Here is a 23,131-nt window from a genome sequence, read left to right on the forward strand (position 1 = left end):
TTTGCAGGTTACTTACTGTTTACAATGATAGGATTTGTTAATAACAATTTTTCATTCATTTAACATATAACTAACCCGCTGTATGTACATGATAGCCCCAGAATCTGTAGAAATTCTGTAGAATGCCGTTTTAGGATTTAGAAAAGAGGTTGCAATGACACTTCACACAAAAAAGTGGACAACTGTTGGTAGCGTTCAACTTGCTAACTTTAAAAAGCTTATCTTCATTTTAATGAATATTTAAACCTAACTCCGGCGCGAGTATGCAGCGAGGGCCAAAAGCGGGGCGTACTCGTGACTTTTAGGTAATATGCCTGTCATAAAAGCCTATAGAGTGACTTGCTGGCTAAAAATTAACGCAGGTTTAATAAAGCCGTTGTATTTTTGTGTAATTACATGGAAGTACACAACACCCCGGTTACCAAACCCGTATTTAAACTAAATCAGCCAAACGATCAGTATAAGTTTTTGCCCTTGCCGCTGCCAACCGGCAACTATCCCTACCATTTAGATATACAGGAGGTTGTGCCTGGTATTGATACTCAAAAAATGGTGTTTCATATGGCAGGCGATACCGGCAATGTTAAGCCGGATAGCCAGGTGCATTTAATTGTTAAACAGATGGCTGCCCAGTTTAATACAATTAATGAAGCAAACCGCCCCCGCTTCCTGTTCCATTTAGGAGATATTGTTTACCATCACGGCGAAGCAGACCGGTATGCTAAGCAATTTTTTAAAACGTTTGAACAATATCCGGCTCCCATATTTGCCATAGCGGGTAATCATGATAGCGATGTTAATCCGGCAAGCGCCGTTCCATACCAAAGTCTGGAGGCTTATACCGCGGTATTTTGCGATACCGTTTCAAAGCCTGTTTCCTTTAGTGGCGGCGCTACAAGGAAAAGTATGACACAGCCCAACCCTTACTTTACCTTAAAAACGCCTTTGACCAACATTATTGGCCTGCATACCAACATACCAAAATACGGCACTGTAACGCCCGAGCAACGGGCCTGGTTTGTAAATGAACTGGTTACCGCCGATGCCGAAAGACCGGATAAAGCGTTATTGCTTTGCCTTCACCACGCCCCCTACTCTGCCGATACTAATCACGGCTCAAGCCAGTTGATGATTGAATTATTGAACGACGTGTTTGAGGAAACCGGTATTCGCCCGGATATGGTATTTAGCGGACATGTTCACAACTATCAACGTTTTAACAAATTATACCCGGATGGTACCGTAGTGCCTTTTATAGTTGCGGGCGCGGGCGGGTTTGATGAGCTTAATTTAATTGCCCAGCCCGATGATGATCGGTATAGCAATGAAAGCGATTTATTTGACGATGTGGTGTTACAAAACTACCGCGACCGCGAACATGGCTTTCTGAAAATGAGTATCGAAAAACGCGCCGAGGGTTTGGCTATCACAGGAGAATATTATACAGTTACCTTAAATAATGGCGAGTCGACCGCGACGCTGGCAGATGAGTTTGCAGTACCTGCCTCACAAAAGCAGGGCGGCGATCTTATTTACAGCTAATAAACAGAAAGCCGCGGTTTAAATCTTAATATGCTTTTCGTGGTATTTCTCGGGCTTCAAATCTTCCAGGGTCATTTCTTTGATCACCTGTTTCCCGTCTTTTATATTTTGCCTTGCAAGTAACACCACAATGCCAAGGGCTATTATAACAATTAAAGCTATCAACAGATAGTTCATGGTTGTTTATTTTTTTGATGTAGAGGAAGGGATCGAACCTTCAGCATGCTGCCAACCAGCGCTCTACGCAATATAAGCTTCGGGCTAACCTTGTCATTATCCCAATTAAACTATTAACTGACCTTATTATTAATACTAAAGAACGTTTTACAAGTATTTATTAACGCCACAAAAATAGCCAGGCTATGATACCTCATCGTTAAATCCACATGATATAATTGTTGTATCCGGTAATTTTTTATCGTTTAAATTGACGCTGCTTTTTATAGCCCAAAAGTCTTTATGCATATTTAACACAACTCAATCAATAACATAACAATTTGTTAATCAAATATTTTACATAATTAGCTGTTTTTTGTAGCAGTTATTAAGCATTATAAATAAAGCAGGCTATGATCTCATTGTTTAGTATGGTTACCCTCCCTTTTATAGGCGAAATTGACCTGAGTGGTTCCGTACTTATCGTATTTTTCATTTGTTTTTTGGCGGTAGTTGCTTTTGAGTTTGTTAATGGTTTTCATGATACGGCCAACGCCGTTGCTACGGTTATTTATACCAGGGCGCTAAAACCGGTGTATGCCATTCCCTGGTCGGGTCTTTGGAATTTTCTTGGCGTTTTTTTAGGTGGTGTGGCGGTTGCTATGGGCATATTAAAACTGGTACCCCTAAATGAACTGATGGGTTTGCCGGTTAAAGTAGGTGCCTGCCTGGTATTGGCAGTTTTATTAGGTTCCATTATCTGGAACCTGGGCACCTGGTACCTTGGCATTCCCTGCTCCAGCTCACATACGCTTATTGGTGCCATGATTGGAGGCAGCCTGGCCTTTACCTTATATTATGGAGGCAGCGGTGTAAACTGGGCAAAAGCAGGCGAAATTGGTTCGTCGCTGGTGCTATCGCCGGTAATTGGTTTCGGCGCTGCCTGGCTGGTGATGTACCTGCTTAAAAACGTATTCAAATCGGCACACCTTTTTCATATCCCGCAGGGCGATGATGATCAGCCACCATTGTTAACCCGACTGCTGCTGATCACTACCTGTACCTTGGTAAGCTTTTTTCATGGCAGTAACGACGGGCAAAAGGGGGTTGGGTTATTGATGCTGATCATGATCGCTTTTCTGCCTGCAAAATTCGCGGTTAATCATGCCATCCCTAACGATAAAATATTGCTATCGCTTAACCAAACTGAGCAGGTTATTCAAAAATACACGGGCACTAACCGGCCCGATCAAAGCCTGTTTGTAAAGCTAAATACCTCCATCGAACAAACCAAAGCGCAGATCAGCAATAAAGACCCTAAAAACGCTGCCAAAAGCTACAGCTTTCGTAAACAGATACAAGCGGTAATGAAAAACATTAAAGCCGTAACAGAAGATGAAAAGATAAAATTGGACAACAACGATAAAGCTGAATTGAGCAAAGCAGCTAAAGACTTAGATAAGATAACCGATTTTGCACCTATATGGGTTATTGCCACCATCTCCATATCGCTTGGCCTGGGTACCATGATAGGCTGGAAACGTATTGTGGTAACCATAGGCGAAAAGATAGGCAACCAGCACCTCAACTACGCCCAGGGTGCCACTGCCGAAATTGTTGCCGCGTCAACCATTGGCCTCAGTACAGGGTTTGGTTTGCCGGTAAGCACCACGCATGTTTTATCAAGCGGTATTGCCGGGGCGATGGTAGCATCCGAAGGCACAAAAAACCTCAACAGCGGTACCATAAAAAACATTGCCATCGCCTGGGTACTTACCCTACCGGTATCTATAGCGCTATCATTTTTGCTGTTTATGCTTTTCCATTTGTTTGTTTAAAAACCGTATTAATTGTATATTAACATATCACGATGAAACAGATTCTTGTAGCTTCCGATTTTTCAAAAAGCGCCGCCAATGCCATGGAATACGCCCTGGGGCTGGCCAAGGTATTGCATATGGATATCTGTGTGATACACGCCATTCACCCTACCGAAGGCATCGATAATAATATCTACAACGCTATTTTTATTGAAGACTATTACAATAACAAACGCCAGGCCCTTAGAAGCTGGGTTGACGAGCATACCGATAAAGAAGAGGTTAAAGATGTTGAGATAACAACTCTATGTGGCGTAGGCTTCCTAAAAAATGTAATTGGCAAATATGCCGAAGAAAATAAGGTAGAGCTGTTGGTTATGGGCATTACCGGCTCAACCGGGATAGCCGGCATAGTGGGCAGCAACGTAAGTATTATGGTTTCTAAAATGAAGATCCCTACACTTATTATCCCTTTGGAGAGCAAGCTTCCCAAAATGCCCACCATTACGCTGGCTACAGATTACGAAACCCGCTTATCTGCCGAGGATGTAAAAGCGCTTAACGAAATGGTCAGAGCTTTTGGATCTGAAAAAATGCAGGTGTTATATGTGGTAGAAAAATCGGGCAGTCATTACCTTAAAAGCCGCGAGGAAAAATTACGCGACCTGATAACCCATGCCGACCTGGAGTTCAACTACATTAACGATAGCAAACCGCTAAACGGCATCATGGAGTTTGTAGAAAAACAAGAAACCGATTTGCTTTGTCTTGTAAAACATCATCATAACATCGTTTACCGCCTTTTCAACAAAAGCACCGTTAACCAGGTAATGAACCGTTCTGTTAAAGCGATATTGGTTTTGCACGAGTAGGTGTTGGCAATGTAAAATCACGTTAGGGCTCCATTGAAAAAAGGAAATCACGTGATTTATAGAACTGTCACGAGGCACGAAGCAATCTCCCAACATTACAGAGTGAACCTGTGAGGCCGATGTGCATGTGTAGAGATTGCTTCGTACCTATACATGATAAGTTGAAAAAAACAAAGAGGACCGTCAGTCTGAGCCTGTCGAAGACTCGCGCGCAGAGGCCTTCGCCCGCGTGCTTCGACAGGCTCAGCATGACCCCATTTTTTTGATGTTGTCATTTCCACTTTCAGAGTTCCTGGATTTACAAACTCGCAATTACGATTCTTTTTGTACTATTTTACTTTTACAAAATAAGAGTCTTCATCAATACCTCTCTTCCACCAACCTTACCGGCCCAAGCAATCCCGAAGCCACTAACTCAGATTTTTTATCAAAATATTTCCAGGTGGTAAAGCAAAACCTGCCGGAAGATGGCCGGGGATTGTTTTGCAAAAACCAATCGGGAAACTCTTTGAGGTACTCGCCGCCCTTTTGATGACCGGGGAGCCATTCACAATCGGCAGGCTCCTGCTCGTCGCCTATCAACCGGTTTGCCCAAACATTGCTTACTTCTATTTTAAGCTGATTAACCGTTTTTAATTGCGATACAGGCACTTTGATACGCCATGGGGCAGTCCAAACTACGCCTACTTCTTTATCGTTAACAAATACTTTGGCTATACAGTTCACAATACCCAGATCCAGGTATAGGTTCCTGTTCGTCTTTTTTAAAATAGAATCGGGGAGATTAAATGACTTGGAATACACCGCTGTTCCGCTGTAGTATTTGATGCCTTTGTTGGTATTATCTGTCCAATCGGTTAAAGCGGCAAAAGTAACGGGCGATTGAGGGCCGCCCCATTTGCTATCAAATTTCACTTTCCAGGGCCCGTTTAATTCCAGCAATGATTTATCCGATGGAAAGTTTGGCCGCTTACTAACAACCGCGGCCACTTTTTTGCGAAATACAATAAAAAAACTTTGCGAATTAACAAACCTGAGGTTGATAACAGTGTGTTTCCCTTCCTGTTTAAACTGAGCAATTTCCCGCATTTCACCGCTTACGGGGTCCCACAATTCGGGTTGCATACTGGTTATGTTAAAGCTGCAATTTACCTGCCCGCTGTAGCGCGATACGTTGGCTACAAAGTAGATGTCGGCATTGTCATCCTTACGATGGATATCTTTAATCACCATATTACTGCTGCCAATTGCAGCGCTAAAATCTTCAATTGATTTAGGCACATAATGCCCCCATTGTAAAACGCCATCACAGCGCTGCAAATAGCTTACAAAAGCTTTGGCCGGTTTCCACCAGGTTTGGGTACGATCAAAATGGGTACCCCATTGCCCCATGCTGTTGCCGGGCTGATACTTATCGTCCCAGGGTTGGTGTACAAACCTATGGATCATAATTTTATTAACCCCTACGCAAAAAGCTTCATCGCCAATCGACTTGAGCCAGGCAGGGGTTTCGGTCCATTTACTATCCTGGGGTAAACCGGTAAATGCTTCGGCCGCCAGTATATTTTGCCCATATCTCCTTAATGAAGTAATCACGGGTTCCAATTCATAGGGCGCATAAACACCATCGTGCGTCCAAAATTCGCCCATTACATTGGTAACGTTTGGCAATACATCATCTGAGCGCCAGGGGCCGCCATAAGGCTCACAAAAGAATTTAAGATTTGCCGCTTTTAGTTTTTTAGCAATGGTTGCAAAATAAACCTCGTGATACAAATCCTGTATTGTTTCATAAAAATCATCTTTAAAACGCGAGGTTTGTTCCCTTCCCTCAATAATGCGACCAGCAAAAGCGGCCAAGTATGGATAAAGGTCATAACCCCGCCTTAGTGAAAACTGCTCGCGCATTTTGGGTGTCCAGGTAGGGTCGTTTTCTTCGGCGCTATCAAAATAAACATGGTCTACCGTGTTGCCTACAAATTCGCCAAGGTGGCTTTTCAATTCGCCAACTATATGATCAATATGAAAATCGACAGCTTCCTGGCTCATTTTATCGCACTCAAAGCCGGTGGCCTGCCATTGCGCGGGCTGTACTTTGGCCCCCATGGTGGTATGCCCAAAACGATAAATAGTCCAATCGCCGGTTGGTGGCTCCCAGGTTAATTTACCGGAGGCATCCATTTTGGTTGATAAATCAATAACCTCCAGTTTAGTTACTACATCTTTGGCGGGCATAGCCAACACCACAATATCCCTGTAATAACTCTTACGTTCGGGCACATCCGGAATTTCTACCTTGCCGCTTTGAGGGTCATAAACCGGGAACCTTTCGTTTGATTTAAGGTTTACTGTTGGCCTGTCCAAATCAATCACCTGCACACCCTTGCCGCCGCTGACATTCTTTTTTGAAAAGCACAGCTCCTGCATAGATAGCTCGGGCGTAATCCAAACGCCGCCGCTGGTGGCGTAGCCCGCGCCGTTGAATAGCCCCATGGTCATGTTCAGTCGTTTTGATTCGCGGGCGGCATGCTGTACCAGTTTCCACCAGGGTTCCGTCCAGGCTATAACATCTGGTGTTGGGTCTTTAGCTATCTGGTTGGCCCAGGGTGTGGTAATATCGGCAAGGCCAAGCATGGTGGTTGAGTTAAAGCCTTCGTCCTTTAAAGCTTCCAAATCTTTGGTGATCCCTTTTTCGGTTACATTGGCACCCATCCACATCCAAAGCACACCAGGTTTTGCAGACTCGGGCGGATTAGTAAACAGTTTTTCGGGATTAACCGCAAGTGTTTTTGAACTGGAGGCAACAACCTGGGCATTGGATGGATTTGTAAAAAGCAAAAACAGTAACAAGGCGGTTATAGGCAGTTTCATTTATGGATTATTGTTATAAGGGGAAATTACTGAAAATTAAAACAGGAAAAAAATGAAAGGCAGTAAATGTCCGCACAAGCCCCCGACGGCGAGACGCATATTTGCGCCTCCCGCAGGTAATTCGGAATTACGTGAAGTTAACGTGATCAATTTGCACACGGGAGACGCAATTATACCTCTCTACAAAAAAGAAAACTACAACTTCAACTCGCCCCAACCCTGTCGGTAACTCCGGCGGATGTATTGGTTGGCAGGTTCAAAGTTGGTGATCTTCATATTTTCACCATCCCATTTCAGGCCGGTGTACCTGCCGCTAAACTTATACCCTTCCATGTTGCCATACACCGGGTCATTTCGTTTTATCTTTTCACGCAGGTTAAATGTACGCAACAGCAGGTTACCCATCAGCACGGTTTCTGTAAGCGGGCCGGCATACCCCTCAAATGGCGAATCAACTTCCATTTTACCGTAACCTGCAATGCTGGCATCAACCCATTGCCACCAGTGGCCATCCATACCACCGGCTATGCGTGGATATTTTTCGGGCACGTTCACATCTTTATTCAATGAAAGCGGCAACAACCTTGGGTGACTGCCTCCCCATCCGCAGGAAACCTTCCCTTTGGTGCCTATAAAAACAGTGCAACCCTCAAAATCATTCTCGCCGGGAAAATCGCCTAAAGCTTCGTTCATATTCAAGGCCGGGTCAAGTTCTGTAAGGCGTTCGGGGGTTATGCCGCCGTCCATCCAGTGCAGGTCCAGATTTTTACCGTTTTGTTGTTTAAATTTAAACTTAATAGAGCTGGATACCGGGCCGCTTTCGGGGTAAATCCCTTCTTTAAAAATACCACTGTAAACGGTGCTGGCACTGCCCGATACTTCGGTTGGATATCCTAAACCAAGCAATTTGAAAGGCGGCCCCATAATGTGGCAGCCCATATCGCCCAGGGCACCTGTGCCAAATTCCCACCAGCCACGCCAGTTAAAAGGGACCAGGTTATCAATGTAGTTAGTTGGTTTGGCGGTACCCAGCCAAAGATCCCACTTGAGCCCCTTAGGTATTGGCGGACTTGCTTTGGGCCATTGAATGCCCTGCGGCCAAACGGGCCTATCCGTCCAGCAATAAACTTTTTCAATATCGCCAATCAGGCCGGCCTCAAACCATTCGCGCATGGTGCGCATACCATCGCATGATGCACCCTGATCGCCCATTTGGGTTACTACTTCATATTTTTTTGAGGCCTCGGTTAATATCCGCGCCTCGTAAATATCATGTGTTAGCGGCTTTTGCAGGTACAGGTGCTTTTTAAGCTGCATGGCACTCAAACCAACCAAGGCGTGGTTATGGTCTGGAATGGCCACGGTAACGGCGTCAAAGTTTTTGTGGTGTTTATCAAACAGTTCGCGCCAGTCGTGGTAAAAAGGGGCTTTCGGAAATTCCTTCCGGCGCGGCGCGGCCTGCCTGTCGTCAACATCACATAAAAAGGCGATGACAGCGTTCTTCTTGGGCGCTGTAGCAAAATGGTGAATATCATTCTCCGCTTCGCCACCGCACCCTATGGCGGCTATATATAATTTATCGCTTGGCGCGGTATAGCCTTTGCCGCCTAACACAAACCGGGGCACTATATAAAAACCAGCTGTTGCAATAGCCGCTTTTTTTATAAAATCGCTACGGGTAATGTTGTTTGTTGATTTATTTTCTTCGGTATTTTCCATGGCTATTATTTATGCAATGGTTTTACGGCCACCTCTTTAAAAAACACAATATCATCATCACCATGATTTTGCAGGCCTATATAACCTTCATTAGGGCGTACGCCCCTGAAAGGTTCAAAATCAAACTTGCGGGCCGGCGTTGGGTCACCTTCTTTATAATCAGTAACTTTTTTGCCGTTTACATACACAATAGTGCGCGGACCATCCAAAGTAATTTCCATGGTATTCCATTCTGGACCGGGCTTGCCGGGTTTAGCCAATGGCTTGGTTAAGGAATACAAAGTGCCGGTAATATGGTAATCGTCTTCTTTTGATGTTTCGGGATGATTATCTATCTGCACTTCGTAACCGTAAAATACGGGCATCCATTCCTCGCGCGGCTCTATTGGTATGCGGATGAATACGCCCGCGTTACTGTTAAACTTTTGCATCTTATAAACTACACGAATGGTGCAATTGCTAAACTTTTCTTTTGTCCAATACAGTAATCCCATACCGCCATGGCTGCCGGTTAGGCCGTCTTTTACGTAACGGCTGCCTTTGCCTACCTGTTTCCAGCCATTTAAATCCTTCCCGTTAAAAAGCTGTCGCCAGCCATCATTATTCTGTGCCATGGCATTTGTTGCAGCCAATAAAAAAACTAAAAATGCGCAGGCAATGCCGCCTTTCCGGAGGTGTTTTTTGATCATAACAAATAGGTGTAAAAGGGTTTTACAATTGGTTGTACTAATGTAGTTAATATTTTTTTAGAACATTAAAACCTATACTATCGCTATACTATAATTTATTGCCGCAACCGCTTCACTCCATTTTAGCGTGAGATAGTTTTCTTAATCGGCAAACTTTTATCCTAATGGTAAGGTTCTTGGCTATATTATTGATATGAACTTATCAGAAAGTTAAATTAACCCACAACTATGAATAACTCTACATTAAAGAAAACACTCGCATTATCGTTTGCTTCCCTGCTGGTAGCAGGCATGGCTAATGCACAAACCGACACTACAAAAACAATGAGCGCCATGAGTACCGGCTCAACTACCGCCAAAACATTTGGTGGTATAGGCCAGTACAATACCTTTAGCATTGGTATTAATGCCGGTATTACAGATGGACTTGTTCCGTTTTCGATTAACACTACCAATAAATTCAAGGTTGATTTGGGTTATGGCGCTTCGTTAAGGCAACAACTATCACATACCTTTAGTTTACAATTAGATTACAACGGTGGTAAGGTTCATGGTATTGACAAAGACGGAACCAGCAAGTATGGCATTACCGAATATAAAACAGATTTCAACGCGGCCTCATTAAGCGCAGTATTTAATATTGCCAGCGTAAGCTTTTTACACCGCAAAAACAGCGTTAATTTTTACGGTTCTGCCGGTGCAGGTATGGATTGGTATAAGACCAAAAGCGTAACTCAGGATGCGGCAAGCGGTGGCGGCACATTTGGGCCGGCCGAAACTACCCGCAAAGTATTTGCCCCGGTTGGTGCAGGTGTTAAATTTCGTTTAACAGATGCGGTTGCCTTAAACTTAGGCTACACTGTAAACTTTGTACAAGGTTACGCTTTCTCTGGTGTTAGCACCTACCCTACTTTTAGCCATTACTCTTATACCTATGGTGGCTTAGAGTTTACCTTAGGTTCAAAATCAAAACAAAACATTGAGTGGGTAAACCCGGTAGCAATGATGTATGATGAATTATACGATGCCGCTTTACGCCAGGAAGTTGAAGTATTGAAAACCCGCGTTGGCGCTGTTGAAGGTGCTGTGAGTGATTTGAAAAAAGACTCTGACGGTGATGGCGTTGCAGATCAGTTTGATAAATGCCCGGGTACTGCTGCTGGTACCGTAGTTGATGGTTCTGGTTGCGCTATTGTGTTCCCTAAACCTGATACCGCTATGGCAATGAAAGCCCCTGCTACTGCCTACTCAAACATACAGTTTGAATTTGATAGCTCTGTATTGCGTACATCATCATACCCGGTATTGGATGCTACCTCTGCCGATTTACGTTCATCAGGTAAAAAAGTTGAAGTTGATGGTTTCGCATCTGCCGAAGGTACTGCTGCTCACAACTTACAATTATCAAAAGACCGTGCTAACTCAGTAAAAACTTACCTGGTTAACTCTGGTGTTGATGCTAAAAAAGTTAAAATAAAAGGTTTTGGCGAAAACAACCCGATTGCTGATAACTCTACTGAAGATGGCCGCGTACAAAACCGTCGCGTACAGTTCAAACAAAAATAGTCTTAATAAATTATCCGCGTATAAAGAGGTTGTGCGTAAAGCATAGCCTCTTTTTTTGCACCATTATTAATCACAGCTGGCATCTAACATACACCTAACAACATGTATATAACTGTTTGTCAAAACAATATAATCAATACCGAATCACAAACACAACAATTAGTTGTTAATACTAAAACCGGCCACTGCTTTTTATCGTTACTTATCAATATAACCAATACCCAATTATGCTAACCGAACAGATCATTGCAACAAAGATCCGCACCATCAGGGAGGCAAAAAACTATTCACAATTTTACGTTGCGTATAAGCTAAACATATCGCAAAACACCTTCAGTAAAATAGAATTAGGTTATGTTAAACTTACCGTTGCCAGGCTGATAGAGATAGCCCGGATATTGGAGATAAGTGTTCCCGATCTGCTAAACGAAAACTTATTGCTTTTGCAGCCCGAACTCGCGGTCATCAATCAAACAACTACGATCAACAATAATTAATTTATTCATTCATTACATCATCATATATTAAATCATCAACTTATGGGCGGACTTGGAGCACCAGAAATCATTTTAATACTCGTAGCCATTTTATTATTATTTGGCGGTAAAAAAATCCCCGAACTTATGCAGGGCCTTGGCAAGGGCATGAAAGAGTTTAAAGACTCACAAAACCAGGAAGAGAAAATTCCCGCGCCGGTAAAGGTTGAAGAGCAAAAGCTATAATATCCTTTGCGTAAAAAGTTGTATTGTAAATTGCAAGGCATTGAATATTAACACCAGCCTGGCCATGTTGCCGGGCTTTTTTATTGCTGTGGTTTTGTATTGATAAACAATGTATTCGCTTTAGGCTTTGTGGATTCTGCTTTTAGCTTCAATATAAACAAGTATTTGTAAAATAGATATAAGCTATAAACGTAGTAGTTTTATAACTTTAGCAAAATTTCTAACATGATTAGCGCATTTATAAAGTTTGTGAAGGATACCGAAACCACCATCGTAGCGTGGAAAAGCCGGAACAGCCTTCACCTGCTTAGAATTTGCCTGGGCATTGTATTTACCTGGTTTGGCGTACTCAAATTTTTTCCCGGCTTAAGCCCGGCCGAGGTTATTGCCGGTAAAACTATTTTAAAGTTGAGTTTCGGGCTTATCAAACCCGGTTTATCATTACCCATACTGGCTTGTTGGGAATGCACCATAGGTATTGGACTAATAACCAGACGCTGGCTTAGCTTTGTATTGGTATTACTATACTTCCAAATGGCGGGCACCCTACTGCCATTGTTTTTCTTCCCACATGAAACCTGGACCACCAATTTGTTTGTACCCACCTTATTAGGGCAGTATATTATCAAAAACCTGGTTTTGATATCTGCCGGTGTGGTAATTGGTGCCACCGTACAAGATGGCACCCCGAATGATAAACAAGTAATTGCTGTAAATACGCGGCAATCGGGATTACCTGCCGAAACGCGCCGCGAATTACTTGAAGAAGCATTGATTGATAACTAATCGCGAATTTTACGGGTGCACAACCGCCCAGCCTTCATACTGCCTTATAATGATCTCGCCATTGCCGCTTGGCACGTAAGAGATAAAGGGGAATAAATCGTTTTTGTCAATTTTACGCTCCCTTACGGTATTGCTGCATTGGGCCATTACAACGCCCTTTGCCAACAAATCTTTTAGAGTTTGTTCGTAGATACCCGATTTCATATAAACAGCCACGCCATCGCCAAAAACAATCAGCTCTATGTGCAGCTTTCCTTTCAGACGAGGGTCTTCCAAGGCGTTATCCATGTTGCGCAACGTACCTTTAATCTTTTTTTCATCGGCCGAATTGAGGATATACAGGGCATCATAATGTTTAAGCTTAGCGGTAGCACCGGTAAATTCGGCGGGGTCTGTTTGCGCTTTTACCTTGCCGATGAATCCCATCAGCATAAAGGCGGCTAAAATAAAGGTGTACTTTTTCATGGTTTATGATTTTAAGTTTGATTGTATTTTCTGAGCATCCTTAATGGCTTTAAACGGACCATATTTATGCTGTTGCTCGGTAAATTTATCCGCATAAGGACCAAAAGGAAAGTCGATAGGTTTTTTGTCAGTTGCCGGCCAATCCAGGTGCTGATCTTTATGGGGACGTGGTTGCGAGTTGATAAACGCCGCCACATTCCAGGCTTCCTCATCAGTTAATTGCGGGCTTTGATAGGTAGCGCCAAAAGGCATATTGTTTTTTACGAACCCGGCAAGGCTGCCAACTCTATACATCCCCGCGCCATCGTTATAACTATTGCTGCCCCATAAAGGCGGGTTGGTATATGTAGCTTTATTAGCTGCAAGCATACCTTCACCATTGCGGCCATGACAAACGGCACATTTAGCTATAAATACATTTTTCCCCTTAACAGGATCTGCCGCACTATTCATAAATGCCAGTTTTGGAGAAGTTGTACTTGCTATTTTTTGTCCTTTAACATCTTTCCCAATCCAGGCCATGTAAGCCATAATAGCCTGCATTTCTTTTGACGATACAGCAGGGGCTGTACCCGCAAGGCTTCGTTCAAAACAGTCTGTAATGCGTTGGGTGGCGGGCTCAACCTTTCCAGATCTGCTGCTCATTTTAGGGTAGCTTGATACAAAAGCTACATAAGCATTTCCAAACATACGTGTCCCCGCATCGAGGTGGCAGTTTTGGCAATTCATACCGTTACTTATTTGCGCAACACTACCTTTAGGACCAAGATATTGTGCTGTATGCACTATAAGTTCCCTGCCATACCGAATCAGTTCGCCGGTTGTTCCCTTAGGTATTGTACTGGTATCGGGAGCCTTCCAGGTAATAGATTTATTTCCCGTTGCAACTGTTGAATTATCCTGCTGATAGCCATTGCATCCAACCAAACCAATTATACCTATTAAAATAACCAATACAATACCCGGCATAAACCTTTGTATTTTATTGGGTACTTTTTGTTTTGGCAAATGCATAATAAAGGCACAGGTAATTGGTGGCAGTATTTACCAAAAGTAAACAACTACAGCAACATGTGTCTCGCCGGACAAAAAATAAAGTTTATTATTCTCCTTTTGAGTTTTCGACAGGTTTTGAGCTTTGTTGATGCCAGTAAATCATATACCGGGCATCATGCAGTTTGTAAAAAGGGATAAGTTGCAGGTTTTTAAATTTATCCTGCACAATTAATTGGGGCGCTATGTAGGTTTGCGACTTTCCTTTAACGGGTTTTAGTGCTTGCGAAAGATCCCAGTTATTCACGGCTACTTCCGGGGCCTCGTTCAGTGGATATAATTTACCTCTGGCACGGTATCCGCCAAACTGATCCCCATCAGCAATTAAATTATCCAAATCGGTAGTATCTGTTTTGGCAGCCAAAACTATCGGTCCGTGTAAAAACGCGATGTAATGTGAGCTATCCGGCAGGACTTCGGTAGTTATTTTCATAGGTAGTTTCACTTCAATAAAGTCGCCCTTTTTCCATTTGCGGTATAAATTCAGGTATGATCCCGGCTGGGCATTCACTGCTATGCTCCTGCCGTTAATTTTAACAAGAAGCGCTCCTGCGGATACCCAATTTGGATATCTTATTTTAATACCGAAAGGTTTTGGCCTTGCCTCATCAATTGAAATTTTAGTGGCTTCATCATCCGGAAATTTAGTGGTTTGCGATAGTTTTAACCCTTGTGAAGCCCATTTAAGGCGCGATGGGATAAACAGGTTTACGTATACATCGGTGGCGTTATGGCTATAAATCAGCTCGCCATACTTGCCATGGTTCTCCATGCCCGAGCCTACACAGCACCACATATTTACCTGCGGTTGCGAGTATACCCGGTAATGCCTTGGCCGCATTGAGGTATAATAAACAAAGCCGCCATGTACAGGGTGCTGGCTCGATAAAATATGGTTATATAAAACCCGTTCGTAAAAGTCCATATACTTAACCGCCCCTTCCTCTTCAAACAGGTGCCTGGTTAGTTTGAGCATATTGTAAGAGTTACAGGTTTCGGGGCCTGCCACATCGGTAATTAACTTTGAAAAATTGCCCGTAGGATTAAAATGCTCGTTTACGCTATTCCCTCCGATAACTACCGTACGGTTATTAACAACGGTTTGCCAGAAAAACGCGGCAGCATTGCCATAATCCGCATCACCGCCTACTTCGGCAATGCGTTGAAAACCCACGGCCTTGGGAATTTGCATATTGGCATGCAGCCCGTTAAGGTGATCCTGATGCTCAATTAATGGGTTCAAAATTTGCTTGTCCGAAAACCGGCGCGCCAGGGTAAGGTATTTTTGCTGATGGGTAATTACCGATACATCGGCAAATACCTCATTTAACCCTCCATGTTCTGAAATTAACATGGTTTGAATTTGAGCGTCAGTTAATTTTCGCGATACGCCGTCTATATAATCCGTTAGTCGCACCAATATATATTTGGCTTGCGGCTTACCGGCTATAACATAGGCATCCCTTAAACCAGCCATCAATTTATGAAGATTATAAAGCGGTACCCATTTTTTATTGAGCGCGAAGGTATCGGCCACAATTTTGCCGGCCTCGATATCCTTCCACATGCCAATACCGCCCGGCATGCCGCCAAGGTAACCGCTCCCTATCTTATCCTGGCATTTTTTCAATTGTGCAAGCATGTAATCCAGGCGCCTGTTTGTTTCGGCATTTTGGGTGGCGGCATGCATGAATGATAAAGCCGATAGGTAATGCCCGCCAATATGGCCATCCAAACCGGTATTTTCCCAGTTATCATAATTAGGCTTTAAGGGTTTTAAGCCTGCTTCTTTAAGGTAAGGCGCCAGCAAACGGTCGGGATCTAAGGCAAGCATGTATTTAAGATCAGTTTGCTGAGCATCTTTAAAAACGCCGGGCAAAAGCTTAACATCCTGTAGTTTGAAAGACTGGATAGCAGCTTGTGCCAAAGCTTTACCAGGTAATATCAATAAGGCTATACCGGTAACCAGGTATAGCGGGTAAAAAACAAATTTACGCAGCATTCAGGGCTATTTTAATAATTGTACAAAACACACTAAATTAAACAAAGCCAGTCATCGGTTATAATAGTTTTTTATCCTTTGTTATACTTTTTTATCCAGTCGTCAGTGCATTGTTTTAAATATCATTAACGCACAATCATCACCCAACCGCTCACCGGTTTCATTTGGCCGTTGTTAGGCGCTATGATGTAGTAATAAGTGCCTTCGGCTAATGGTCCACCGTTAAAACGCCCATCCCAGGGCACATGATAACCTTTGGAGTAAAAAACAGCCTGCCCGTATCGATTATAAACACCAACCAGGCAATTAGGATAATATTGCAACGAGCTGATTTCCCAAAAATCGTTAACGCCATCGCCATTGGGGCTAAAACTGTTTGGCGCATCAATAGGGATCACCACGTTTACGGTAACAGGCACTTCTGTTGTACAGCCGGCTGTGGATGTAACCAGCAAGTGATAAACAGTAGGAATAAGCGGACTGGCAACCGGGTTGGCTATCGTAACGTCACTTAATCCTAAAGCCGGCGACCATTGATAACTCATAATATCGCCCGTTATTACCGGTTGCAACTGAATGTTTTTCCCAGGTTTGGTAACGTATTTATCGGGGAAACTCACCTTAGGCAGAGTGTTGATGTGTACCGTTATAGGGTCGCTGCTTTTGGGGAGGATGCAGCTTACGTTATTGGCAGTTACGCAGGTTACTATATCGCCGTCATTAAGCTCTGTTGATGTAAACGTGGGTGTATTGGTACCTACCTTATTGCCATTAACCAGCCATTGATATTTTATAGTGGCATCCGCGGGTTGTATAGTAGCATTAAAGCTAATGGGATCGCCGGCACAGGCCGTAGCATTTTGCGGAGTTACCGTAACCGAGGGCGTTACAACCTGTGCAGGCAAATCTGAACCCAGCGAGTTAAGCACCGTTACCGGGAACGACATAGCGGTTTCAATACCTACCGTTGGCGGTGTATTAGCGTTCCCGTTATGGTTACCTACTACACCATTACCTGTAATAAGGGTTAAATCGCCGGTTGGGGTAATACGCACCAGCCGCTCGTTGTAGGAATCAACCACGATGAAATTATCAAACAAGTCCAATTTTATCCCTACCGGGTTGTTTAAAAGCGCTTTATTATTGGTACCGGCTATGAACAGATCAAGCGTTGTTACATTGCCCAATGGGTCAATTTTGCGGATGGCGTTGTTCTCAGAATCGGTAACGTACAAATCGCCATGTTTATCAAATATGATGCCTTTAGGGTTATTGAAACTTGCCGCCGTGCCCTTCCCGTCATCGGCACCGTTCCCGCTATGGCCGGCAACAATGGTAACATCTCCCTGGGGACTTATCTTTTTTATCGCGCTGCTAAAATCAGTCACATACAAATTACCGGCAGCATCAACAGTTATACCCGTAGGTATTGACAGCTTGGCCGCCGAAGCAGGCGGCGTTACCGTAGTAACCACACCAAAAGGCGATACTTTGCGTATCAGGTAATCGGTGCCCTGGGTTACAAATAAATTGCCGGCGGCATCAATGGTTATTCCCCGCGGGTCTCGAAAGCTGGCTGCCGTTCCAATACCATCAACAGATTTATCCATGCCGTTACCGGCAAGGGTGCTCACTGTTCCATCAGTGGTTACTTTACGGATACGGCTGTTTTTATCCACAACATATAAATTGCCGGCGGCATCAATGGTAAGTCCGTTTAAAACGCCAAATTTTGCTACGGGCGCTATGCCATCGGCAAAGCCACAATCGCCCCCTGCAAAGGTTGTAACGGTGCCATCCGTAGCAATTTTTCTTATTTTACAACTGTAGCCATCGGCTATGTACAAATTGCCCTGCCCATCGGTAACCACATCTGTAGGCACGCTAAAGGTAACCGCCTTGGGGTTGGGCCGCGAAGTGCTTGCCGTAAGCGTTATACTGGTTTTGCCCACATCGGCACAGGTTACATCTGGCGGACTTATGGTTGTGGTGATGGTTCCGTCATCGCAGGTACTTACGCCGGCAAGGTCGCTTAGCTTAATATCGTACTTGCCATTTTCATCAAGCTTAAAAGTAATGGGCGTTTTTACAGGATCAATCACCGGTTTACTGAATGACGTAACCGTAAAAAAGATAGTAGTAGCACCACCGTATTTATCACGGGCGGTAAGGCTTACCGTTGCCGGCTTGTTTACAGTTAGGGCAGTGCCTGCCGCCGGCTCCTGGGTAACGGTAAGCAAAACGTTGGGGCATAAATCTGTTACCTGCGCGGTCGACGCGTAATCGGGTATAACAGCCTTGCAATCGTCATCGGCGGTTATTATTACATCATCGTAAATGGCAAATATGGGCGTACTGGCAATGGTAATATCAATTTTTTGGGTAGATGTGTTGCCGGCGTCATTAGGATAGGAGCTTACGTTGCTGGCAGTAACTGTTATGGTTTGCTTACCCAGCGATGAGCAGTCAAACGTATTGGGGCTAATTTTTACAAACGGTAATGCATTGGCGCCACCTGCCACCGTTACCACATCCGAAGGCTGCAACACCCGCGAGCCAGTGCTATCCAACGTAAAAACAAGATGATTTTTGGGGGTTATTACCGGGGCTTGCGCGTTTGCCGGTGCTGCCAAACACAACAAAAGCCCCACCGTTAAGGCAAGCCCTTTCATAAGCTTAACCAAGGTATATGGAGGTCTTTCTATTGGTGCAACGGTGAAAAAGCAGGCGGTAAACATTTTATCCCTTGTCAAAAAAATGAACAGAGATAAACAACTAATTAATAGATGGTTAAAGGTGAGTTTTTTTGTTTATTTTAACGTTGTTCGTGTTATTCATTTTTAGGAGAAAAGTTGACGATTAGTCTCCGTTTAAATTTCCTCCAGTTCGATATTATCCCAGGTTTGTTTCTTGTAATACCTAAGCATAATCCAGTAAATGAGCAATGCCGGCACAATGGCTATCCATACCACCATTTCCCAACGCATTAACAAATAATGTCCAAAACCTATCCCGCCAATAAACAATAACATCAACAGCGAGGTTATCAATTTGCCGCCCCCCTGTTTTACAACTACCGGCTTTGAAAAAGGCAAACCTTTTACCATAAACAAAGCCATCAGCATACCATAAATAAGGCTCACAAAAAAAGCGAGGATAATATCGTTAATGGCCTGCGGCCCCCATACAACCGCTATGCCGATACTTAAAACCAGGCAGTAAGGTAAAAAATAAAGCGTGATGATGGCTTTATACATGCCCGATAATATTTTACCAGGCTTATCAATTGGCAAGGCGTAATACACCCAGGCCGACTTATATTTTTCAGTCATGGAAATATTCATCAACATAGCCGAAAGTATAAACGTACACAGATAGATCAAAAAGACATAGTAATGCCCGTTTTGGAGTTTATTCCATCTATCGCTAAGGTTATCACCCTTCCCGTTTAAAGCAAAGTATAAAAAGTAAATAGGCACATAAGCAAAAGCAGGGTACACTTTCATTTTGAACTCGCGCATACGGGCAGCTAATTTCCAGGTGATGCGGAAGCCGGCATTCTCAATAGGATCTGGCGCTACGATGTTTGCCAATTTCGATATCAGGCTGAATTTTCCGGCCTTTTTAACTTCAGTATTGGCGTTGGCGTTACCATCAGAAGTTGCGATAACCGCCAGTCGCCTGTTGAAACCGGGGGCTAATACCTTAGCTACAAACCATAAGCCTAAAAAAGGTACGGTAAAGCCAATAATGGCCAATATGCGGGTAATGTAATTTGCATGGGCAGCATGTATAAGTGATTCATTCAAGGCGGCTATCCAAACCGGCGGCAGCAAATAGGCCCACCAGTGGCTCAGCAGTTCTACGTTGCCCAAAACTGATACGTTGATCAGCCTTGGCAGCAGGTAATAAGCCGCGAAGATCATCACCGAAAACGCGATTTGGAAATAGCTGATCACATCCTTAAAACGCTGCGGACTTACCGATTTCATCAACAACAGGTAAATAATATTCACCAAAAAGATGCTGAGGAAAGTAGCTTCCAGTATCTGGAAAAAGAACAAAGGCACAGCAAAGCCCCCATCAACAAAGCCCACGATAACCAGGGCCGGGAAACCCTGGATCAACGCTATCCTCAACACATAGATACTAATGTGCAGGATTCGCGATACCGCCACAGTACGGTCACTAGCCGGGCGCGGTAATAATATAAATTGATCGCGGGTATCTATTAATACGGTGGTAAAATCTGATATAAGGGTAAGCGCCATAAGCACCATAAATACCAGGAAATAGTAAGTTTCGCCTACGTAAGGCTTTTGGTTTAACATAAGCAGCAAGCCGATAAAAAAACCCATGAGCAGGGTAAGAATGCTGACAAGCCAGGGTGATTGCTGTCCGTCTTTTTTAGCGCCCTTACGTACCGCGAACATGGCTTTGGGGCGGCGGTTATCCATCAGTATTTTTACCCGCAGTATTTGATCCAGCTGTTCGGTATCAACACCTGTTTTTGCTAATACCGGGTAAAAAAGAGAAACCAAACGTAAAAGCAGTTTATCCATTGATAAAAACATTAAAAGAATATCGTTCATTGTAGCAGATAGCAGCTTGATTAATCAAATGCGTTAATGATGGCATCAGTTTCGGTATGGGAATCGTCGCGGCCGGTAAGCTTAGAAAAAATGCGTTCCAGCGTATCGCTATGGTTTTGTTTTAATGATTCAAATGTGCCATCGGCAATAATTTCGCCTTTGTTAATGAGCAGGATACGATCTGATACCTTTTCAACCACATCCATCATATGCGAACAATAAAATATGGTTTTCCCCTCCTGCGATAAGCGCATGATCAATTCTTTAATCATAATCACCGCGTTAGCATCAAGACCGGATAACGGCTCATCCAGGATGATGATCTTTGGGTTATGGATAATGCCCGAGATAAGCAACACCTTTTGTTTCATCCCTTTTGAGAAGGTATCCATCCGGTCATCACCATTGGAGCCCAGGCCAAAGGCCATGAGTAGTCTGCGTGCCCGGTCGTTTAGTACGTTCTCTTCCATGCCGTATAGTTTACCTATAAAATCCAGGTATTCCATTGGGGTAAGTACATCGTAGATCTCGGCGTTTTCGGGTACGTAGCCTATTAGTTTTTTAATATCGAGGGCATTCGTGGCCATATTAAAGCCATCCACAATAACCTCGCCCTCAAAATCGGGAATTAAACCGGTGAGGATTTTTACCGTGGTTGATTTACCGGCACCATTAGGGCCTATATAACCAATTACCTGCCCCGGATAAATATCAAGGGAAAGCCCCTTTAATACCAATTTGGAGCCGTACGATTTAGTTAAATTACTAATTTGAATAAGGGGTTGATCAGACATAAAGATGTATTACAATGCCCCGGTAAATTAGCAAAAAAGCGGATGTTATTGTAAGGAAATCTCTTTAATAAACGCAGAGCCTAATTGGGCTAAAGCCACCCTACTTATTGCTATTTTTTCGCCCCATAAATGGGACGGCAATGAATTTTCAGCAGGCTTTGGTTCAGACTCTTTTATTTCATTGCCGTTTTGGCTTCAGCCAACGGTTCATAACAACAATCAAACAAGCGGCTTTAGCCCAAATCTTACTGGTTAGATTTTTAAAAGTATTTTTCTTAAATGTTATTACGACTGGGAATAATTATTATTGAGGGTGATTATATTCCTGAGATTCCGTTGAGTTCATCTTTCAAATCTTCAACTGAGTAATTGATGTAGGAAACGCCGTAATCGTTAAGCAATTCAGCAAATGTGCGTTTAGTAAGGCCAGACATTACAGCGGCCTGCCCAAGAGATAATTTACCCGATTCATAAAGCTTGGCAGCAATAAAGCGGACGGTATCTTTTTCATACTCTCCAAGGCTATCAGGTACCTCTAATGTAATCGTAGTCATATCGTAAATATACAAATAAATAAAACCTGAAAAAATAAACGCAAAACAAAAAGCCCATGCTTTTGCAAAGGCTTTCTGTTCAATTAAAGTTGAATATATTCAGCTACAATTACCAGCTAAAGATCATTTTATCTCAACATGGTGCGATGCCATGATAATAAGCCCAGCCACCTTTTTAGGCTGTGATTCAAAAACAGAATGGCTGGCGCCCTTTACCTCAACGGTAGTACTATTGGCTCTTTTGGCATACATACGTTCCAGTTCTGGATTGATGATCCTATCTGCTCCGGCCACCATGTACCAGCTTGGCTTGGTACGCCAGGCCGGATGCTGAATAATGCTGTGGAACACGCCATCAGCTGTTGGCATTTGGGCGTTGGCCATAAATTCAGCTTTTTCGCGGGGCAAATCTGCTGCGAAATCAGGATAAAAGCGGGTAGGATCAATATAGTCGAAGCCGTTGACAGGCTTCTGTAATGATTTGTAGGCAGGTGGATAGCGCTTGCCATTATCGGCTTCGCTTTCGCCTTTATCCGGCGCGTGAGCCGCTATATAAACCAGTCCGGCTACATGGCTATCATTACCGGCTTCGGTAATCAGGCCGCCACCATAGCTGTGCCCCACTAAAATACAAGGACCGGTTTGCATATCAAGCACGCGCTGCACTGCCGCCAAATCATCCTGAAATGAAGTTAAGGGCTGTTGTACAACGGTAACGTGATAGCCCTTTTTAATCAGGATATCATAAACAGGCTGCCAGCCGGAACCATCAACAAAAGCGCCATGCACCAACACAATATTGTTAACCGGAACTGCCCCCTGCGCATTAGCGACTGCCGAACTAAAAATAAAACCAAAAGATAAGCTAAGCCCCATCATTATATTGATGATCGTTTTATTTACATTTTTCATGGTAGATAATATTAAT

19 protein-coding genes are annotated in these 23,131 nt (G+C 43.6%); 7 read left to right on the plus strand and 12 right to left on the minus strand.

The window, feature by feature from the left end; translation table 11 throughout:
* Positions 1–396: 396 nt before the first annotated feature.
* Positions 397–1,542, plus strand: a complete 1,146-nt coding sequence (locus tag QWZ17_RS19115; RefSeq protein ID WP_290306900.1) for a metallophosphoesterase family protein — start codon at positions 397–399, stop codon at positions 1,540–1,542.
* A gap of 18 nt (positions 1,543–1,560) precedes the next feature.
* Here QWZ17_RS19115 and QWZ17_RS19120 read toward each other — a convergent pair whose 3' ends face one another.
* Positions 1,561–1,719 (minus strand): hypothetical protein, encoded by a 159-nt coding sequence (locus QWZ17_RS19120; protein ID WP_290306901.1) that lies wholly within the window; start codon positions 1,717–1,719, stop codon positions 1,561–1,563.
* A gap of 392 nt (positions 1,720–2,111) precedes the next feature.
* Here QWZ17_RS19120 and QWZ17_RS19125 point away from each other — a divergent pair, with 392 nt between their 5' ends.
* Together QWZ17_RS19125 and QWZ17_RS19130 are read left to right on the plus strand one after the other, a co-directional pair.
* A complete protein-coding gene (locus QWZ17_RS19125) occupies positions 2,112–3,536 on the plus strand; it encodes an inorganic phosphate transporter (protein ID WP_290306902.1) in 1,425 nt (474 codons plus the stop codon).
* 32 nt (positions 3,537–3,568) lie between these two features.
* Positions 3,569–4,390 (plus strand): universal stress protein, encoded by an 822-nt coding sequence (locus QWZ17_RS19130; protein ID WP_290306903.1) that lies wholly within the window; start codon positions 3,569–3,571, stop codon positions 4,388–4,390.
* A gap of 360 nt (positions 4,391–4,750) precedes the next feature.
* Here QWZ17_RS19130 and QWZ17_RS19135 read toward each other — a convergent pair whose 3' ends face one another.
* The 3 genes from QWZ17_RS19135 to QWZ17_RS19145 all read right to left on the minus strand — a co-directional run bounded on the left by QWZ17_RS19135 (position 4,751) and on the right by QWZ17_RS19145 (position 9,669).
* On the minus strand, positions 4,751–7,261 hold the full coding sequence (locus QWZ17_RS19135) for a glycosyl hydrolase (RefSeq protein ID WP_290306904.1): 2,511 nt from the start codon (positions 7,259–7,261) through the stop codon (positions 4,751–4,753).
* Positions 7,262–7,456: 195 nt separating this feature from the next.
* The gene (locus QWZ17_RS19140) at positions 7,457–8,980 is read right to left on the minus strand and encodes a Gfo/Idh/MocA family protein (RefSeq protein WP_290306905.1); all 1,524 of its coding nucleotides are present in this window, start codon (positions 8,978–8,980) and stop codon (positions 7,457–7,459) included.
* Positions 8,981–8,985: 5 nt separating this feature from the next.
* Positions 8,986–9,669: a 3-keto-disaccharide hydrolase gene (locus QWZ17_RS19145; protein ID WP_290306906.1), complete on the minus strand. Its 684-nt coding sequence runs from the start codon at positions 9,667–9,669 to the stop codon at positions 8,986–8,988.
* 228 nt (positions 9,670–9,897) lie between these two features.
* Between QWZ17_RS19145 and QWZ17_RS19150 the strand changes: the two genes are divergently transcribed.
* The 4 genes from QWZ17_RS19150 to QWZ17_RS19165 all read left to right on the plus strand — a co-directional run bounded on the left by QWZ17_RS19150 (position 9,898) and on the right by QWZ17_RS19165 (position 12,743).
* Positions 9,898–11,235, plus strand: a complete 1,338-nt coding sequence (locus QWZ17_RS19150; protein WP_290306907.1) for an OmpA family protein — start codon at positions 9,898–9,900, stop codon at positions 11,233–11,235.
* A 227-nt stretch (positions 11,236–11,462) separates the two neighbouring features.
* Positions 11,463–11,732, plus strand: coding sequence for a helix-turn-helix domain-containing protein (locus QWZ17_RS19155; protein WP_290306908.1), 270 nt, complete (start codon positions 11,463–11,465; stop codon positions 11,730–11,732).
* Between the two features lie 42 nt (positions 11,733–11,774).
* Positions 11,775–11,957, plus strand: coding sequence for a twin-arginine translocase TatA/TatE family subunit (gene tatA / locus QWZ17_RS19160; RefSeq protein WP_290306909.1), 183 nt, complete (start codon positions 11,775–11,777; stop codon positions 11,955–11,957).
* A 225-nt stretch (positions 11,958–12,182) separates the two neighbouring features.
* The gene (locus QWZ17_RS19165; protein ID WP_290306910.1) at positions 12,183–12,743 is read left to right on the plus strand and encodes a hypothetical protein; all 561 of its coding nucleotides are present in this window, start codon (positions 12,183–12,185) and stop codon (positions 12,741–12,743) included.
* Positions 12,744–12,752: 9 nt separating this feature from the next.
* Here the strand turns inward: QWZ17_RS19165 and QWZ17_RS19170 are convergent, their stop codons facing one another.
* The 8 genes from QWZ17_RS19170 to QWZ17_RS19205 all read right to left on the minus strand — a co-directional run bounded on the left by QWZ17_RS19170 (position 12,753) and on the right by QWZ17_RS19205 (position 23,115).
* The gene (locus tag QWZ17_RS19170) at positions 12,753–13,208 is read right to left on the minus strand and encodes a DsrE family protein (RefSeq protein ID WP_290306911.1); all 456 of its coding nucleotides are present in this window, start codon (positions 13,206–13,208) and stop codon (positions 12,753–12,755) included.
* Positions 13,209–13,211: 3 nt separating this feature from the next.
* The gene (locus tag QWZ17_RS19175; RefSeq protein ID WP_290306912.1) at positions 13,212–14,222 is read right to left on the minus strand and encodes a c-type cytochrome; all 1,011 of its coding nucleotides are present in this window, start codon (positions 14,220–14,222) and stop codon (positions 13,212–13,214) included.
* Positions 14,223–14,310: 88 nt separating this feature from the next.
* Positions 14,311–16,263, minus strand: a complete 1,953-nt coding sequence (locus QWZ17_RS19180; RefSeq protein WP_290306913.1) for a glycoside hydrolase family 127 protein — start codon at positions 16,261–16,263, stop codon at positions 14,311–14,313.
* Between the two features lie 125 nt (positions 16,264–16,388).
* On the minus strand, positions 16,389–18,935 hold the full coding sequence (locus tag QWZ17_RS19185; protein ID WP_290306914.1) for a T9SS type B sorting domain-containing protein: 2,547 nt from the start codon (positions 18,933–18,935) through the stop codon (positions 16,389–16,391).
* A 198-nt stretch (positions 18,936–19,133) separates the two neighbouring features.
* Positions 19,134–20,855: a hypothetical protein gene (locus QWZ17_RS19190; protein ID WP_290306915.1), complete on the minus strand. Its 1,722-nt coding sequence runs from the start codon at positions 20,853–20,855 to the stop codon at positions 19,134–19,136.
* 20 nt (positions 20,856–20,875) lie between these two features.
* Complete coding sequence (locus QWZ17_RS19195; RefSeq protein WP_290306916.1) at positions 20,876–21,649, minus strand: ABC transporter ATP-binding protein; 774 nt, start codon at positions 21,647–21,649, stop codon at positions 20,876–20,878.
* A gap of 317 nt (positions 21,650–21,966) precedes the next feature.
* Complete coding sequence (locus QWZ17_RS19200; RefSeq protein ID WP_290306917.1) at positions 21,967–22,203, minus strand: UPF0175 family protein; 237 nt, start codon at positions 22,201–22,203, stop codon at positions 21,967–21,969.
* Positions 22,204–22,326: 123 nt separating this feature from the next.
* Positions 22,327–23,115 (minus strand): alpha/beta hydrolase, encoded by a 789-nt coding sequence (locus QWZ17_RS19205; protein WP_290306918.1) that lies wholly within the window; start codon positions 23,113–23,115, stop codon positions 22,327–22,329.
* Positions 23,116–23,131: the final 16 nt, after the last annotated feature.

This window comes from Mucilaginibacter flavus, assembly GCF_030409315.1.
Taxonomy (GTDB): Bacteria; Bacteroidota; Bacteroidia; order Sphingobacteriales; family Sphingobacteriaceae; genus Mucilaginibacter; species Mucilaginibacter flavus.

Coding starts and splice junctions, on each gene's coding strand:
- QWZ17_RS19115 (WP_290306900.1), top strand. CDS start 397: ATGGAAGTACACAACACCCCGGTTACCAAACCCGTATTTAAACTAAAT.
- QWZ17_RS19120 (WP_290306901.1), bottom strand. CDS start 1,719: ATGAACTATCTGTTGATAGCTTTAATTGTTATAATAGCCCTTGGCATT.
- QWZ17_RS19125 (WP_290306902.1), top strand. CDS start 2,112: ATGATCTCATTGTTTAGTATGGTTACCCTCCCTTTTATAGGCGAAATT.
- QWZ17_RS19130 (WP_290306903.1), top strand. CDS start 3,569: ATGAAACAGATTCTTGTAGCTTCCGATTTTTCAAAAAGCGCCGCCAAT.
- QWZ17_RS19135 (WP_290306904.1), bottom strand. CDS start 7,261: ATGAAACTGCCTATAACCGCCTTGTTACTGTTTTTGCTTTTTACAAAT.
- QWZ17_RS19140 (WP_290306905.1), bottom strand. CDS start 8,980: ATGGAAAATACCGAAGAAAATAAATCAACAAACAACATTACCCGTAGC.
- QWZ17_RS19145 (WP_290306906.1), bottom strand. CDS start 9,669: ATGATCAAAAAACACCTCCGGAAAGGCGGCATTGCCTGCGCATTTTTA.
- QWZ17_RS19150 (WP_290306907.1), top strand. CDS start 9,898: ATGAATAACTCTACATTAAAGAAAACACTCGCATTATCGTTTGCTTCC.
- QWZ17_RS19155 (WP_290306908.1), top strand. CDS start 11,463: ATGCTAACCGAACAGATCATTGCAACAAAGATCCGCACCATCAGGGAG.
- tatA (WP_290306909.1), top strand. CDS start 11,775: ATGGGCGGACTTGGAGCACCAGAAATCATTTTAATACTCGTAGCCATT.
- QWZ17_RS19165 (WP_290306910.1), top strand. CDS start 12,183: ATGATTAGCGCATTTATAAAGTTTGTGAAGGATACCGAAACCACCATC.
- QWZ17_RS19170 (WP_290306911.1), bottom strand. CDS start 13,208: ATGAAAAAGTACACCTTTATTTTAGCCGCCTTTATGCTGATGGGATTC.
- QWZ17_RS19175 (WP_290306912.1), bottom strand. CDS start 14,222: ATGCATTTGCCAAAACAAAAAGTACCCAATAAAATACAAAGGTTTATG.
- QWZ17_RS19180 (WP_290306913.1), bottom strand. CDS start 16,263: ATGCTGCGTAAATTTGTTTTTTACCCGCTATACCTGGTTACCGGTATA.
- QWZ17_RS19185 (WP_290306914.1), bottom strand. CDS start 18,935: ATGAAAGGGCTTGCCTTAACGGTGGGGCTTTTGTTGTGTTTGGCAGCA.
- QWZ17_RS19190 (WP_290306915.1), bottom strand. CDS start 20,855: ATGAACGATATTCTTTTAATGTTTTTATCAATGGATAAACTGCTTTTA.
- QWZ17_RS19195 (WP_290306916.1), bottom strand. CDS start 21,649: ATGTCTGATCAACCCCTTATTCAAATTAGTAATTTAACTAAATCGTAC.
- QWZ17_RS19200 (WP_290306917.1), bottom strand. CDS start 22,203: ATGACTACGATTACATTAGAGGTACCTGATAGCCTTGGAGAGTATGAA.
- QWZ17_RS19205 (WP_290306918.1), bottom strand. CDS start 23,115: ATGAAAAATGTAAATAAAACGATCATCAATATAATGATGGGGCTTAGC.